General features: G+C 71.8%; 14 protein-coding genes. 5 read left to right on the top strand and 9 right to left on the bottom strand.

What is annotated here, in order from left to right; all coding sequences use genetic code 11:
* Positions 1-53: 53 nt before the first annotated feature.
* Positions 54-1499 (top strand): MFS transporter, encoded by a 1446-nt coding sequence (locus E1281_RS10835; RefSeq protein ID WP_243716824.1) that lies wholly within the window; start codon positions 54-56, stop codon positions 1497-1499.
* A 3-nt stretch (positions 1500-1502) separates the two neighbouring features.
* Here E1281_RS10835 and E1281_RS10830 read toward each other — a convergent pair whose 3' ends face one another.
* Genes E1281_RS10830 through E1281_RS10815 form a run of 4 tightly spaced genes read right to left on the bottom strand, consistent with a single transcriptional unit; the run spans position 1503 to position 4658 of the window.
* Entirely contained in the window at positions 1503-2411 is a 909-nt protein-coding gene (locus E1281_RS10830) for a M56 family metallopeptidase (RefSeq protein ID WP_131877159.1), read from the bottom strand.
* Positions 2408-2791, bottom strand: a complete 384-nt coding sequence (locus tag E1281_RS10825; protein ID WP_131877158.1) for a BlaI/MecI/CopY family transcriptional regulator — start codon at positions 2789-2791, stop codon at positions 2408-2410. The genes E1281_RS10830 and E1281_RS10825 overlap by 4 nt, the downstream gene beginning before the upstream one ends.
* A 38-nt stretch (positions 2792-2829) precedes the next feature.
* On the bottom strand, positions 2830-3531 hold the full coding sequence (locus E1281_RS10820; protein ID WP_131877157.1) for a response regulator transcription factor: 702 nt from the start codon (positions 3529-3531) through the stop codon (positions 2830-2832).
* A complete protein-coding gene (locus tag E1281_RS10815; RefSeq protein WP_131877156.1) occupies positions 3528-4658 on the bottom strand; it encodes a sensor histidine kinase in 1131 nt (376 codons plus the stop codon). The genes E1281_RS10820 and E1281_RS10815 overlap by 4 nt, the downstream gene beginning before the upstream one ends.
* A gap of 134 nt (positions 4659-4792) precedes the next feature.
* Between E1281_RS10815 and E1281_RS10810 the strand changes: the two genes are divergently transcribed.
* The gene (locus tag E1281_RS10810; RefSeq protein WP_131877155.1) at positions 4793-5470 is read left to right on the top strand and encodes a glycosyltransferase family 87 protein; all 678 of its coding nucleotides are present in this window, start codon (positions 4793-4795) and stop codon (positions 5468-5470) included.
* A 132-nt stretch (positions 5471-5602) separates the two neighbouring features.
* On the opposite strand, the gene E1281_RS10805 is transcribed toward E1281_RS10810, so the two are convergent.
* Entirely contained in the window at positions 5603-6922 is a 1320-nt protein-coding gene (locus E1281_RS10805) for a cytochrome P450 (RefSeq protein WP_131877154.1), read from the bottom strand.
* 147 nt (positions 6923-7069) lie between these two features.
* On the opposite strand from E1281_RS10805, the gene E1281_RS10800 reads away from it, so the two are divergent.
* Entirely contained in the window at positions 7070-7870 is an 801-nt protein-coding gene (locus E1281_RS10800; protein ID WP_347813281.1) for an SAM-dependent methyltransferase, read from the top strand.
* A gap of 25 nt (positions 7871-7895) precedes the next feature.
* Here the strand turns inward: E1281_RS10800 and E1281_RS10795 are convergent, their stop codons facing one another.
* Genes E1281_RS10795 through E1281_RS10785 form a run of 3 tightly spaced genes read right to left on the bottom strand, consistent with a single transcriptional unit; the run spans position 7896 to position 12063 of the window.
* Complete coding sequence (locus E1281_RS10795) at positions 7896-8576, bottom strand: response regulator transcription factor (protein WP_131877152.1); 681 nt, start codon at positions 8574-8576, stop codon at positions 7896-7898.
* Positions 8573-9826 (bottom strand): histidine kinase, encoded by a 1254-nt coding sequence (locus E1281_RS10790; protein ID WP_131877151.1) that lies wholly within the window; start codon positions 9824-9826, stop codon positions 8573-8575. Before E1281_RS10790 ends, E1281_RS10795 begins: the two co-directional genes overlap by 4 nt.
* An 8-nt stretch (positions 9827-9834) precedes the next feature.
* Positions 9835-12063, bottom strand: a complete 2229-nt coding sequence (locus E1281_RS10785; RefSeq protein ID WP_131877150.1) for an MMPL family transporter — start codon at positions 12061-12063, stop codon at positions 9835-9837.
* A 265-nt stretch (positions 12064-12328) separates the two neighbouring features.
* On the opposite strand from E1281_RS10785, the gene E1281_RS10780 reads away from it, so the two are divergent.
* Positions 12329-12568 (top strand): hypothetical protein, encoded by a 240-nt coding sequence (locus E1281_RS10780; protein ID WP_131877149.1) that lies wholly within the window; start codon positions 12329-12331, stop codon positions 12566-12568.
* Complete coding sequence (locus E1281_RS10775; RefSeq protein ID WP_131877148.1) at positions 12565-12954, top strand: hypothetical protein; 390 nt, start codon at positions 12565-12567, stop codon at positions 12952-12954. The genes E1281_RS10780 and E1281_RS10775 overlap by 4 nt, the downstream gene beginning before the upstream one ends.
* 160 nt (positions 12955-13114) lie before the next feature.
* Here E1281_RS10775 and E1281_RS10770 read toward each other — a convergent pair whose 3' ends face one another.
* Positions 13115-14305 (bottom strand): hypothetical protein, encoded by a 1191-nt coding sequence (locus E1281_RS10770; RefSeq protein ID WP_131877147.1) that lies wholly within the window; start codon positions 14303-14305, stop codon positions 13115-13117.
* Between the last annotated feature and the right edge of the window lie 178 nt (positions 14306-14483).

The raw sequence follows: 14483 nt of genomic DNA, 5'->3' as shown, positions 1-14483 counted from the left end.
AACAAAACTATCTGCTACGGTCACTTCTGTTGTTCCACCACCAGGAGATGACCATGCCTTCCTTGCTCAGATCTCGATGGGCGGCACTCGGCGTGCTGTCCACCACGATGCTCATGGCGATCCTCGACGGCAGCATCGTCACCGTCGCCGCCCCCGCCATCCAGGACGACCTCGGCTTCTCCCCCGCCGGGCTCAGCTGGATCATGAACGCCTACCTCATCCCGCTCGGCGGCCTGCTGCTGCTGGCCGGGCGGCTCGGCGACCTCGTCGGCCGCAAGACGCTGTTCCTGCTCGGAAACGCCGTGTTCACGGCGGCGTCCCTGCTCGCGGGGGCGGCCACCTCGTCCGGCCTGCTGATCGCCGCCCGGTTCGCGCAGGGCGTCGGCGGCGCCCTGGCCACCGCGGTCGTCCTCGGCATCCTCGTGACGCTGTTCACCGACGCCCGCGAGCGCACCAGGGCCATCGGGATCTTCAGCTTCACCGGCGCCGCCGGCGCGTCGATCGGGCAGGTCCTCGGCGGAGTCCTCACCGACGCGCTGAGTTGGCACTGGATCTTCTTCATCAACCTGCCGATCGGCCTCGCCACGATCCTGCTGGCCCTCCCGGCGCTCCCCCGCGACCGCGGGATCGGCCTGGCCGCGGGCGCGGACCTCGCCGGGGCCCTGCTCGTCACGTCCGGGCTGATACTCGGGATCTACACGGTCGTCAAGGTCGAGCGCTACGGCTGGCTCTCCGCGCACACCCTCGGGCTCGGCGCGGTGTCGCTCGTCCTGCTCGCCGGGTTCACCGCCCGCCAGGCCACCGCCGCGACCCCGCTGATGCCGCTGCGGATCCTGCGCTCCCGCAACGTGTCCGGCGCGTACACCGTGCAACTGCTCACGCTGTCGGCGATGTTCTCGTTCCAGGTCGTCGTCGCCCTCTACATGCAGCAGGTCCTCGGCTACGGCGCGCTCGACACCGGCCTCGCGATGCTTCCGGCGGCCGTGGCGATCGGCGCGGTGTCGCTGTTCGCGTCGGCGCGCCTGGCGAACCGCTTCGGCGAGCGCCTCGTGCTGGTGGCCGGCCTGGTGCTGCTGATCGGGGCGATGCTCCTGCTCACGACCGTCCCGGTGGACGCGGACTACGTCACCGACCTGCTCCCGGTGTTCGTGCTGGCCGCGGGCGCGGGCCTCGTCCTGCCGTCGCTCACCGGGCTGGGGATGTCCAGCGCCCGCCCGGACGACGCGGGCCTGGCGTCCGGCCTGTTCAACACCGTCCAGCAGGTGGGCATGGCCCTCGGCGTGGCGGTCATGACCACCCTGGCCGCCTCCCGCACCGAGAACCTGCGAGCGGACGGACAAGGCACCGCCGAAGCCCTGACCGGCGGCTACCACCTGGCCTTCGCCATCTCAGCGGCCCTCCTGATCGCCGCCCTGGCCGTCTCACTCCTTATCCTGCGCCGCCCGACCCCTCCGGCGAGCGCCATCGCCCCCGCCGAATCCGTCCCGACGGAGGTCTGACGCCTAATGCGGAAGGACGAGGAGGAGGAGTGGGAGGCCGGCGATGATCGGGACGGCGGCCATGGCGGCGAAACGGGTCCTGCGGGGCAGCGGCTCCGGCTGCAGCAGCCGGTTCACCCGCGCCATCACCGGGATGTCGGCGTGCGAGGCGACACCGAGCGTGCCGGACGGCGCGGCGGCCGGGCTCGCGGCGGCGAAGCGCAGCAGGGCGGTCGCGAGGTCGCGCGGCGCCCGTCCCGAGCGGGCCCGGTCGTCGGCGGCCATCTCGATCAGCAGCTCCACCGCGTCCAGGCACCGAGCGACCAGCCGGAACTGCGGGAACACCTGCCGCAGCGACGCGAACGGCAGCAGCACCAGGTCGTGGCGCTCGCGGGCGTGGGCGCGCTCGTGCGCGACCACCGCGGCGAGTTCCTCCTGGTCGAGCAGCTCCAGCGTCCCGGCGCTGACGACGACCTTGGACGAGCGGACGCCCGGCACGCAGTACGCCGCCGCGCCCGGGTGGTCGAGGACGAGCGTGCCGGGCACGGCCGAGTCGCTGCGCGACACCAGCGCGAGCAGCGCCCGGTGCCGCCGCCGCGCCCGGACGACCCGCACGACCGCGTACATCAGCATGACCAGGAGGACGCCGGTGAGGCTGATGGCGGCGAGCAGCGCGGCCACCTGCACGGGGTTGAGCCGGGCGGCCTGGTCGTCGTACAGGCCGGGCAGTCCGCGCAGGACGCCGCTCTGGTAGGGCAGCAGCGCGAGGCCGAGCAGCGCGCCGATCGTGGCGATGCCCCAGCACAGGCCGAGGGCCTGCCAGAGCGCGATGCCGATGCGCGGCGTCCGCCACGTCCACCGGGCCCGGGACAGCAGGTGCGCCCCGCCGACGGTCCCGAGTGAGATCAAGGCGAGCAGGGCGGCGCCGGTCATGCCGGTGGTTCCTTGCCTGTGAGGCCCAGGAGGGTCTCGCGGATCACGTCGATCTCGTCGCGTGAGACGGAGCGGACGAAGTGGGCGAGCGCCGCGTCCCGGTCTCCCGTCTCGTTCAGCGCGCCCAGCATCAGTTCGGTGACGTACATCTCGCGGCTCGCCACCGGGTGGTAGCGCCAGGCGCGGCCGTCGCGTTCGCGTTCGAGGAAGCCCTTCTTGGCGAGCCTGTCCAGCACCGTCATGACGGTGGTGTGCGCAAGGTCGCGGTCATCGGCGAGCGCGCGGCTCACGTCACGGGCGGTGGCCGCCGGGCGACCGGCGTCCTCCCTCGCCCAGAGGACCTCCATGACCGTGCGTTCAAGCTCTCCCAGACCCTTCACGCATGCCAGGTTATCCGACCGCCGCGGAGGGCACCACGTCAGGTAGTACTACCGCTGGTAGGGGGCGCCACCAGGCACATCTCGTAGGCGATGATCACCAGCTGGACGCGATCGCGGGCGTCCAGCTTGGCGAGGAGCCGCGCCACGTGCGCCTTGGCCGTCGCCACGGTGATGAACAGCTCCCCGGCGATCTCGTGGTTGGACAGGCCGCGGCCGACGAGCGTCAGCACCTCGCGCTCCCTCTCGGTGATGCCGCCGGACGGACGGGCGAATTTCGGGGGCTCGGGCTCGGCACGCCGTTCCGGGCGGGCGGCGAACTCCTCGATCAGCCGCCGCGTGACGCTCGGCGCGATCAGCGCGTCCCCGCCCGCGACGACACGGATCGCCGACAGGATCTCCTCCAGCGCCATGTCCTTGACCAGGAAGCCGCTGGCGCCCGCCTTCAGGGATCCGTAGACGTACTCGTCGTCGTCGAACGTGGTCAGCATCACGACGTGCGCCCCGTCAGTCTGCCGGGTGATACGGCGGGTGGCCTCGATGCCGTCCATGTCGGGCATGCGGATGTCCATCACGACCACGTCGGGCTGGACGTCCTCCACCAGCCGGACGGCCTCCGCTCCCGTCCCGGCCTCCCCGACGATCTCCAGATCGGGGGTGTCGGCGACGAGCACGCGCAGCCCGGCGCGGATCAGCGGCTGATCGTCCGCCAGGACGATCCGTACCGTCTCCTGACTCGTCATCGGGCCGCCGCCTCCAAGGGAATCCTCACCGCCACCCGGAACCCGCCTCCTGGACGCGGCCCGGCCGTGAACTCTCCGCGCAGCAGGGTCACGCGCTCCCGCATCCCGACGATCCCGTACCCGGCGCCGACGACGCCGCCGTGCCCGTCGTCCTCGATCTCGACGGCCAGCTCCCCGTCTCCGTAGTCGACGGTGACCCGGCATTCGTCCGTGTCCGCGTGGCGGACGACGTTCGTCACCGCCTCCTGGACGATCCGGTACGCGGACAGGTCGACGTCCGGTGGCAGCGCCCTCAGCTCGCCCTTCGTCCGGATGCCGACCCGCACACCGGCCTCCTTCGTCGCCTCGGCCAGGCCGTCCAGGTCACCGAGGCCGGGGGCCGGGCCGAGCGGCGCGGTCCCCGGGTCGTCCTTGCGGAGCGCGGTGAGCATCCTTCGCAGACCGGCCAGGGTGTCGCGGCTCGTGGCCTCGATGGCGTCCAGTGCGTTGCGCGCCTCGGCGGGCTGCGTGTCGATCACCCGTCCGCCGACGCCCGCCTGGATGGCGATGATCCCGATGCTGTGCGCCACCATGTCGTGCAGCTCGCGGGCGATCCGCAGCCGCTCGTCGGCGACGGCCTGCGCCGTGGCCTGCTCGCGCAGCCGCTCGGCGTGCACCCGCCGCACCCTGACCGAGTTCCCCGCCATCCAGGTGACGATGATCCCCAGGACCAGGGTCATGAGCAGCACGTCGTTCGCGGACAGGAACGCGAAGACCGATCCGGCCTGTACGGCGAACGTCACGACGGCGACGGGGATCGAGATCCGGGGCCGACGGGTCGCCGCGATGTAGCCGACCCCGATACCGGTGATCAGAGCCTGGAGGCCACCGATCGCCTCGTTCTGCATCTGCACCAGGGCGAACGTCCAGGCGAACAGCAGTATCCCTTGCACGGGCAGCGGATTCCGCAGCAGCAGGGCACCGACCAGCACGGTGAGCACGGCCGACACGAGGACTTCCACGGCGACGAAGCCGCTCTCACCTTTCATGACCGTGGCGATGAGGACGACGGGGTACAGGACGGCCGCGAACAGGAGCAGCGCCGCCCACGCGAGGCGGCGGGCTCGGCTCTGCGGCTGGGCGGACATGCGCCGATCGTAACCGGCGCACCCTCACCGGCACATTGGCCTACGGGCGTAATCCCGGGGGCTACACGGGCCCTTTGTAAATGTGTCCGGCGGCCTGATGCCCACCGGGTATCGCCGAAGTCACCGTTATTCGCATGAAGCGCTGGCCGACGTACCTTCTTGGAATCGAATTCCTGGCGATCGTGACCTTCTCGCTTGCCTACGATTCTCTGGACTTCCGTATCTACTGGCTGGGCGGGCAAGCCGTGACCGACGGCACACGCTTGTACGAAGAACAGCTCGCCGCCCACTGGTTCACGAACACGCCGTTCATGGCCGCGCTGTTCACTCCCCTGTCCGTCCTGCCGCTCACACTCGCCCGGCTGCTATGGCAACTCGCCTCACTGGCCGCATTCGTCTGGGCATGCTCGACGACCCTGGAACTGGCCGGCCGCAACGTCTCCCTGAAAGCCGTGGTGGCCGGCGGCCTGCTGCTGGGGCCGATCTGGCATTCGTTCTTCCAGGGCCAGATCAACATTCTGCTGCTCGCCCTCGTCCTCGCCGACATGCTGCGCGTCGCCCAGGGACGCCCCGCCGGGATCGGCATCGGCATCGCGGCGGCGATCAAGCTGACACCGGGCATCTTCATCGTCCTCCTCCTGGTGACGAGACGAACGAAGGAGATCCGGGTGGCATCTGCTGCTGATCCCCGTAGCCAACTGCTACCTGATGGCCGCCCTGTTCTTCCTGACCCACACGGCCATCCGCCTCCGACACCGGCCACCGCACATCACCAGCCCCGCGGCCCTCGCCGCAGACCGTTCAGCCGGTGACCTTGGCGTCCCGGATGCCGCCCCGCCAGGTGCTGACGATCTCCACGGCGGCGGAACCGTCGATCTCCGCCCCCTGCGCCTCCCGGACGAAGACGGCCAGCGTCTCGATCGCGTGGGGAGGCGCGGAACCGGTTACCGGGGCGTCAGGTTCATCTGGATGTCTTCGGCGGCCCAGAGGACGAAGCGTTCGATCGGGGCGACCGTCTGGCCGGGGGGAAGGTCCAGGCGGAAGCGCTTGAGCAGGGTGGCCAGGACGAGTTCGGCCTCGACCGTCGCCAGGACGGCGCCCTCGCAGCTCCGGGGGCCGATCCCGAACGGGATGTAGGCCAGCCGGGGCCGCTTCGCCGAGGCTTCGGGGGTGAAGCGCTCCGGGTCGAAGGTGTGCGGGTCGGGCCAGTGGTCGGGGTTCATGTGGACGGCCCAGAACGGGTAGAAGATCGTCGTGCCCGCGGGGACGGTGTAGTCGCCGAGCACGACGTCCTCGGTGGCCTCCCGGGCGCCGTACGGGCCGGGCGGGTACAGCCGCATGGACTCCCTGAGCACCATGTCCAGGTAGGTCAGCCGCTTGAGGTCGCCGTACTCGGGGACGGCCCGGTCGCCCAGGACGTCGTCCAGTTCCTTGGCGACGCGGTCGGCCGCGTCCGGGTGCTCGGCCAGCAGGTAGAGCGTCCAGGAGATGGCGACGCCGGTGGTGTGGTGCGCGGCCAGCATGGTCATCAGCACCGTGTCGCGGATGCGCGCCGGGGACTCGCCCGCCGCGGCCAGCGCCGCGATCAGGTCGCTGCGGTCGGCCTGCTCGACGGCGCCGCGCTCGCGGTGCGCGGCGAGCACCTCGTCGACGGTCGCGCGCAGGAAGGCCAGCGCCTCGTCGGCCCTGTCCCGCCCCGGGCCCTCCGGGGTCATGAACTCGGTGAGGACGGTCTCGAACGCGGACACGACCCGTCCGGCGGAGCCCGCGGAGTCCAGGCCGCTGCCGAGCGCGTACTGGCAGATCATGCGCAGCGACAGCTCGCTGAGGTCCTGCTGGAGGGTGATCGGGCCGTCCTGGGCCGCCCAGCGGTCGGCGAGCTCGGTCGTCAGCGCGGCGAACCGCGCGAAGTGCGCCTCGTGGGAGGGCCGTCCGGCCAGCACCGACAGCATCACCCGGCGCCACGGGCCGTGCTCGTCGGCCGGGATCGTCTGCAGGTTGCCCGACTCCTGCAGCGGGGCGAGGAACTCGAACAGCTTCTCCGGCCGCTTGTTGATCTTCGCGGTGGCCTCCAGCAGCACCGGGTCGGCGACCGACACCGCCGCGTCCGCGCCGGGCATGGGGAAGCGCACCAGCGGGCCGTACTCGGCGTGCAGGCGCAACTGGTAGTTGTGCAGTCCCCCGGCCGCGGCGATCGCCTCGGCGCCGTCGCCCTGGACGGGCGGGCCGGGAATCTGCGAGAAGGTGCTGCCGTCGGTGGGCATGTGCGCTCTCCGGGCGTGAGGATCTTCATTCGGGTTGTCCATGAGTTGATCACAATGCTTACATGGTTGGGAACAGTTCGCGATATACGCGGGCCGGACCTGGTCGCTCCCCACTGACGCCACCGGCTCGCCTGCCGGGAGAAGACGCTGGACACGATCGATCCCCACACGCCGAACGTCCCTCGGATGTACGACTACCTGCTCGGCGGCAAGGACAATTACGCCGCCGACCGGGAGGCGGTGGACGAGGTCGTCCAGCATGCCCCGGACACGCCCTTCCTGGCCCGCGAGAACCGCGCCTTCCTGCGGCGCGCCGTGCGGTTCCTGGCCGAGTCCGGAATCCGGCAGTTCATCGACATCGGGTCCGGCCTGCCCACCCAGGGCAACGTCCACGAGATCGCCCACCAGACCGCCCCGGAGGCGCGGGTCGTCTACGTCGACCGGGAACCGGTCGTCCTGGCGCACGGGCGGGCGCTGCTGGCGAACACCCCCGAGGTGACCGTCATCCAGGGCGACGCCCGCCGGCCGGGCGACATCCTGGCCGACCCCGAGCTGAACCGGCTCATCGACTTCGACCAGCCCGTCGCCGTCCTCATGCTGGCGGTCCTGCACTTCATCGGGGACGAGGACGACCCGTCCGCCATCGTCGCCCGGTTCCGCGACGCGATGGCGCCCGGCAGCCACCTGGTCATCTCGCACGTGACCGGCGACTTCGACACCGACAGCCGCGTCCGGGACGCGGGCGCCGTGTACGAGAAGGCCACCTACCAGATCACGCTGCGCAGCCGCGCGTACGTCACGGGCCTGTTCGACGGCTTCGAGTTCGTCGACCCCGGCCTCACCACCCTGTCGATGTGGCGTCCCGACCTGGGCGCGACCATGCCGCCCCGGGCCGACCGCCAGTGGTGCTACGCGGGCGTGGGCCGCAGGGTCGAGCGGGGTCGGTGACCCCCGCACCGCACGGTCCGGCGGACTAGGACGGGCGGTCGGGGGCGGCGCGGGCCAGACCCGTCTGGTAGGCGATGACGACGAGCTGCGCGCGGTCGCGGGCCTCCAGCTTCGTCATGGCGCGCTGCACGTGGGCACGGACGGTGAACGGGCTGAGGAACATCCGCTCGGCGATCTCCTGGTTGGACAGGCCGGTCGCGACCAGGGCCACCATCTCGCGCTCGCGCGGGGTGAGCGCGGCCAGCCGCTCGGAGTCGTACTCCGGGGTGTCGTCCGGTGCGGCCAGGAAGCGGGTGACCAGGGAGCGGGTCGCGGCGGGCGACAGGAGGGCGTCGCCGTCGGCGATCGTCCGCACGGCGTCCAGCAGGTCCTCGGCCCCGATGCCCTTGCCGATGAAGCCGCCGGCCCCCGCGCGCAGCGCCTGAGCGACGTACTCGTCGGTCTCGTACGTGGTGAGGATCAGGATGCGGCCGGCCCGCAGCTCCGGGTCCGCGCAGATTTCCGACGTGGCGGTGATGCCGTCCATCCCGGGCATCCGGATGTCCATGATCACGACGTCCGGGCGCAGCTCCCGGGCGAGTCGCACGGCCTCGCTGCCGTCGGCGGCCTCGCCGACCACGGTGATGTCGTCGGCACTGTCGAGAAGGAGCCGGAAGGCACCGCGCAGCAGCGCCTGGTCGTCGGCGAGCAGGACCCGGATCGTCACGGCGCGTCACCGGCCTCTCCGTCCGTCCGGCGCGCCGTCTCCTTCGCGGGCGGGAGAGGCAGCCGGGTGGAGACGAGGAAGCCGCCCTCCGGGCGCCTGCCCGCCGAGAGGTGTCCCCCGACCGCGGTGGCACGTTCGCGCATGCCGATCAGCCCGTAGCCGGGCGGACGGTCCGGCGCCTCACCCGGTCCCGGGGACGCGGCGGCCCCCGTACGGGCGCCCTCTCCGTCGTCGGCGACGGTGATGGTCACGCGGTCGCGGTTCCAGGCGAGGCGCACCCGGGCGCTACCGGTACCGGCGTGCTTGGTCACGTTGGTCAGAGCCTCCTGGACGATGCGGTAGGCGGTGAGGTCCACCCCCGGCGGAAGCGGCCTGGACGTGCCCTCCTCGTGCACGGACACATCCAGGCCCGCGCGGCGGAAGGACTCAAGGAGCGCGGGAAGGCGGGCCAGGCCGGGCGCCGGTTCGGCGGGCGCGGCCGCGTCCCCCGACTGGCGCAGCAGGCCGACCGTGGCCCGCAGCTCGTCGAGCGCGTTGCCCGTGGTCTCGACCAGCTCGTGCAGGCTCGTGCGGGTCTGCTCCGGGCGGGTGTCGAAGAGGTGGGCGGCGACCGTGGCCTGCGCGTTGGCCAACGTGATCTGATGGGCCACGAGGTCGTGCAGCTCCCGGGCGATGCGCACCCGCTCCTCGGCCACTCTCCGGCGCGCCTCGCCGTCGCGGCTCTCCTCGGCCCGCCGGGCCCGCTCCTCCACGGCCGCCAGGTAGGCCCGCCGGTTCCGCACCGAGTGACCGAGGACGCCCGCCACCAGCGGGAACGCCGCCACCAGCCCCATCCTGCTCGCGTCCTGCCACGAGAGGGCCCCGAACAGAGGGGTGGAGGCGACCAGCAGCGCCACCGAGGTGAGCGACACCGCGCTCGCCGCGCGCCGTTCGGTGCGCGCGGCGAGCGTGTAGGCGGCGATCACTGCCGGGGCCACGATGAGGGGGCTCAGCAGGAGGCCCAGCAGCGGCACCAGCAGGCCGCACGCGGTCGTGGCGGCCATGGCGGCCAGCGGCGCCCGGTGCCGCAGCGGCAGCACGGCGCTGGACGCCGCGGCGATGGCGTAGGCCGCGAGGGGCGGCGGCGCGAGCGTGTCGTCGACCTGCACCACGCCGCCGAGCAGGCACAGCGCGAACGCCGTCGCCGTGATCGCCGCCTCGCGCCACCACGCGCCGCTTGAGCGCGGGGCATCGCCATCCGTGTCCGCCATGGTCGGCCTCAGTGCCGGCCGGCGGGGAGCCGCGGCGCCGCGTCCGGCCGGGTCGCGGAGGCCGGGGCCTGCCGGCTCAGCACCTCGCCCTCGATGTCCATGTTCGGCAGCACACGGTTCAGGCTACGCGGCAGCCACCAGGCCCGGTGGCCGAGCAGCGCCAGCACCGCCGGGGCGATCGCCATCCGGACGACGAAGGCGTCGAAGGCGACGGCGGCGGCCAGGCCGACGCCCATCGTCTGGATGGTCGGGCTGGTCATCCCGATGAATCCGGCGAACACGCTGATCATGATGATCGCCGCCGCGGCCACCACGCGTCCGCTGTGCCGGAAGCCGTTGACGATCGCCTCGCCGGGGGACGCGCCGTGGACGTAGGCCTCCCGCATCCGGGTGAGGAGGAAGACCTCGTAGTCCATGGCGAGGCCGAACACGATGCCGATGATGAGGATCGGCATCAGCGACATGACCGGCCCGGTCTGCTCGATGCCGATCAGGTCCGCCGCCCAGCCCCACTGGAAGACGGCGACGACGACCCCGAAGGCGGCGCCCACCGACAGCAGGAATCCGAGCGCGGCCTTGACCGGGACCAGGACCGAGCGGAAGACCACCAGCAGCAGGAGGACCGCCAGGCCGATGACCACGCTCAGGTAGGGGACGAGGGCGTCGGACATGGCCTCGGAGATGTCGATGTTCAGCGCGGTGGTGCCGGTCACCAGGACGCCGGCGCCCGTATCGGCCTCGACGCCGGAGACCGCGCCCCGGATCGCGTGCACCAGGTCCTTGGTCTCGCCGCTGTTCGGCGCCGTCTCCGGGACGGCCGTGAGGACGGCCGTGTCCCCGGGTCCGTTGAGAACCGGATCACCGACCGACGCGACCCCGTCCACTCCCCGCACGGTCGTGGCGACCAGCTCCGTGGTGGCCCGGGCGTTCGCGGACTCCGCCACGTCCACGACCACGGTCAACGGGCCGTTGAAGCCGGGGCCGAAGCCTTCCGACAGCAGGTCGTAGGCACGGCGCTCGGTGGTCTCCACCGACTTGGACTCGTCTCCGGGCAGCCCGAGTTCGAGGTTCAGCGCGGGCAGCGCGACGGCGCCGAGACCGAGTCCGGCGACCAGCAGCACGGCCACCGGCCGCCGCAGGACGAACCGCGCCCAGCGGACGCCGAGCCCGGTCCGGCCGTCCGGGCGCGGGCGTCCGGCTCCCGGCCGCGCGGCCTTGCGGACGGCGCGGGACAGCACCCGCCCGCCGAAGAAGCCGAACAGCGCGGGGACCAGGGTCAGCGCGACGAGCACGGCGAGCGCCACGGCGCCCGCGCCGCCCATGCCGATCTTGGTGAGTTCGGGGACTCCGACGACCCCCAGCCCCACCAGGGCGATGAAGACGGTCGCACCGGCGAAGACGACCGCGGACCCGGCCGTGCCCACCGCCCGGCCGGCGGCCTCCTCCGGCTCGCTGCCCCGGGCGCGCTCGTCGCGGAAGCGGGACGTGATGAAGAGCGCGTAGTCGATGCCGACCGCCAGCCCCAGCATCAGCGCCAGGATGGCGACGGTGGACGTCAGGCCCAGCGGGACGGCCAGCGCGGAGACCAGGCCGAAGGAGATGGCCACGCCGCAGAAGGCGGTCAGCAGCGACAGCCCGGCCGCGACCAGCGACCCGAGGGCGATGACCAGCACGACCGCCGCGACCCCCACGCCGATGATCTCCGTCGTCCCGCCCGGCGCCTCCTCCGAGTCCAGGGCCGAGCCGCCGATCTCCACGGTCAGCCCCGCGTCCCTGGCCTGGCCGGCGGCGTTCTGGAGGGCGCTCTTGGCCGGCTGGGTCAGGTCGACGGCCTCCGCGGTGTACGTGATCGTGGAGTAGGCGATGGTGCCGTCCCCGCTCACGGCGCCGGTCTCGTAGGGGTCGGTGGCCGACGCGACCTGGCCGCCCCCGCCCAGCGCGGCGAGCGTCCGCTCGACCGCCGTCCGGTTCTCCCCGGCCGTCACCCGCTGTCCGTCCGGGGCCTGGAACACCAGGCGGGCCTCGGCGCCCTGGGAGGTGCTCTGCGGGAAGCGCTCGTCCAGCAGGTCGAACGCCTGCTGCGACTCGGTGCCGGGCATGGAGAGCTCTTCTTCCTGCCCGGCCGGCGCCAGGGCGGCGGCCGCCACGGCCAGCACCAGCCCGACCAGCCAGAGAGCGCCCACGAGCCGGCGGCGCCGGAAGGCCCACCGTCCGATCCGGTAAAGAAACGTGGCCACCTGTCGATCACTCCAGACACCGCTAGGGAAGGGAAAGCGCGGGATTCGCGCGCCTCCAACAATTCCCTCGGGACCCCCGCCGCGGCATCGTCCCCCGCTGCCGTCTTCCCTTGGTGCGCCCGGACCAGCCGCTCCCCCGGCCTGGTGCCGACGGACCAGACCGGACGACGACGTTCAGCCGGGAGTCCGGTTGGCGTGATGATTCTGTGATGTACACCTCTTCTGATACACACTGCGGCGGCTGTGAGTGTGTATTGTGTGGCCCATGGCGAGACTCAACATCACGCTTCCCGATGAGCTTGCCGCGACGCTGCAGGGGCTCGCCGAGGAGAAGAAGATCGCCTCGGTGTCCGGGTTCCTCGCGGACGGGGCGCGGCTCAAGCTGGCGCTCCTGCGGGACGCCTCCACGATCGACGACCTGTTCGGGCCGCCGAGCCCGGACGAGCAGGCCATGGTGGACCGGCTCGTCGAACGCGGCAACCCGGAAAACCGGGACGTCGCGTGATCACCGGTCACGTCTTCGACGCGACCGCTCTGCTGGACCTGGCCACCGGCAAGACGATCTATGTCCGCGCCCGGTTGCGCGCCTCCATCGCGCAGCACGCCACGATCGTCATCCCCGCCACGTCCCTCGCCCGCGCCTGGCAGCTCGTCCCCGACCACGGCCGCGCCGTCCTCGAACGGCTGCCGGGCATGCAGGTGGTGCACGTGGACGACCTCGACGACGTGATCGCCCAGCAGACCGGGCTCCTCGTCACCACGAACCCGAACCTGGGCATGGACGCGGCGCAGGCCGCCTGGTCCGCCCGCTGGCGCCGCTGGCCCCTGATCACCGCCGAACCCGACGTGTACGAGTCCGTCCCCGGAGTCCGCGTCGAGCAGATCCCGTAACCCGCGCACGACCGGCGCGGAGCGGCCAAATGCCGGAATTCGAACGCCTCCGGCTGTTCCGACCCCCGAAAAAGAACCGGCCCGCCCCCATGACGGGACCGAGCCGGTTCGGGGCAGCCCGCGCTCGTCGAGAGCGTGAGCGTCATTCGAGTGGAACGGGCTAGGCCAGTTCCGCCAGCGCCTCCCGCGCCTTCGCGGGGGAGTCGCCGACCTTCCGCAGCCGGACGTAGGCGCCGTCCAGGACGGGCCCGCGCAGCACCTCCATGGTCACCAGCGCCTCGTCATGCGAGTCGTCGGCCGACCGCCGGATGTAGCCGTAGCGCTCGGCGGGGATTCCGCGCTCGCGCAGCTCCTCCAGCACCCGGAGCGCCTCCCGGTAGGAGCCGGTGACACCTCGCACCACGACGAAGTCGCCGATGGAGATGCCGTACTTGCGCAGCGTCTCCAGCACTCCCGGCACGTTCTGCCTGCGGTTGCTGACCCCTCGCACGGCGGAGTAGTCGCCGACGGAGATCTCACGCTCGCGCAGCATCTCCAGGATCCCCAGCGCTTTCGCACTGGAGTCGCCGGCCATCCGCACGAAGGCGTAGTCGGCGACGGCGATACCCCGCCCGCGCAGTTCCTTCAGCACCTCCAACGCTTCCGCGCGGGAGTCACCGATCGTCCGCAGCCAGAGGTAGTCGTTGATGTCGATGCCGTGCTCAGACAGCGTCTCCAGCAGCTTCACCGCCTCGTCGTGAGGGTCGCCGACCTCCCGCAGCCGGAAGTACTCGGCGAGGTCGACGCCGCGTTCCCTCAGCGCCTCCAGCAGCGTCATCGCCTCGTCGACCGCGCCGCACTGCCTCCACGCCTTGGTGAAGTACGTGGGCCGGACGTCGAGCGCGTCGAGCTCCGCCAGGAGGTCGATCGCCTCCTGGTAGGAGCCGGTAGCGGCGCGCACGAGGGCGTACCGCCAGCGGACGAGCGTGCGCTCGTGCCGTTCGTCCAGCTGCTCCAGGACGACCAGCGCCCCTTGAGACGAGCCACTGGTCTCCCGGACAGCGGTCCACTCGATGAACCTGAAGTCGCGTTCCCGAAGCGTCTTCAGGACCTCGAGCGCTTCCGCCCTGGAGTCGCTGACCTTCCGCACCTGCGCGTACGCGTGGACGGAGGCGCCCAGCAAGGACAGGGCGTCCAGGACTTCCAGCGCTTCACGCTGGGAGTCGCTGACCGCGCGCACCACGGCGTAGCTCGGGATGTCCACGCGGCTGATCCTCAACACCTTGAGCGCCTGCTCGGGCTCGTCGCCGGCCTCCCTCGCGAGGGCGTAGTGCCGAGGATTGCCCCTCGGCTTTTTCGGGGTCTTGGTCATCAAGACCTCCTTCTCTCGTTTGTCGTGTGAATCTGTCCGGTGATCCCTTGGATCACCGTTGAAGACCGTCCGGGAAAGGCCCGGCCCGGCAGTGCCCCGGACGGCGGGAATCCGGCGTGTCAGCGGGTCAGTTCGAGTTCGAGCTGCTCGCCGGCCGGTTCCGGGGACGGGGGCGGGG

It is taken from the genome of Actinomadura sp. KC345, from assembly GCF_004348515.1.
Taxonomy (GTDB): Bacteria; Actinomycetota; Actinomycetes; order Streptosporangiales; family Streptosporangiaceae; genus Spirillospora.
The sequence above is the reverse complement of the archived record's forward strand: the minus strand, read 5'-3'. Positions and strand labels throughout refer to the sequence as shown.

What these genes read in the sequence shown, in the direction of transcription:
- E1281_RS10830 (WP_131877159.1), bottom strand. Translation starts at nt 2,411, where the DNA reads ATGACCGGCGCCGCCCTGCTCGCCTTGATCTCACTCGGGACCGTCGGC.
- E1281_RS10820 (WP_131877157.1), bottom strand. Translation starts at nt 3,531, where the DNA reads ATGACGAGTCAGGAGACGGTACGGATCGTCCTGGCGGACGATCAGCCG.
- E1281_RS10790 (WP_131877151.1), bottom strand. Translation starts at nt 9,826, where the DNA reads ATGGCGGACACGGATGGCGATGCCCCGCGCTCAAGCGGCGCGTGGTGG.
- E1281_RS10770 (WP_131877147.1), bottom strand. Translation starts at nt 14,305, where the DNA reads ATGACCAAGACCCCGAAAAAGCCGAGGGGCAATCCTCGGCACTACGCC.
- E1281_RS10780 (WP_131877149.1), top strand. Translation starts at nt 12,329, where the DNA reads ATGGCGAGACTCAACATCACGCTTCCCGATGAGCTTGCCGCGACGCTG.
- E1281_RS10810 (WP_131877155.1), top strand. Translation starts at nt 4,793, where the DNA reads ATGAAGCGCTGGCCGACGTACCTTCTTGGAATCGAATTCCTGGCGATC.
- E1281_RS10805 (WP_131877154.1), bottom strand. Translation starts at nt 6,922, where the DNA reads ATGCCCACCGACGGCAGCACCTTCTCGCAGATTCCCGGCCCGCCCGTC.
- E1281_RS10835 (WP_243716824.1), top strand. Translation starts at nt 54, where the DNA reads ATGCCTTCCTTGCTCAGATCTCGATGGGCGGCACTCGGCGTGCTGTCC.
- E1281_RS10815 (WP_131877156.1), bottom strand. Translation starts at nt 4,658, where the DNA reads ATGTCCGCCCAGCCGCAGAGCCGAGCCCGCCGCCTCGCGTGGGCGGCG.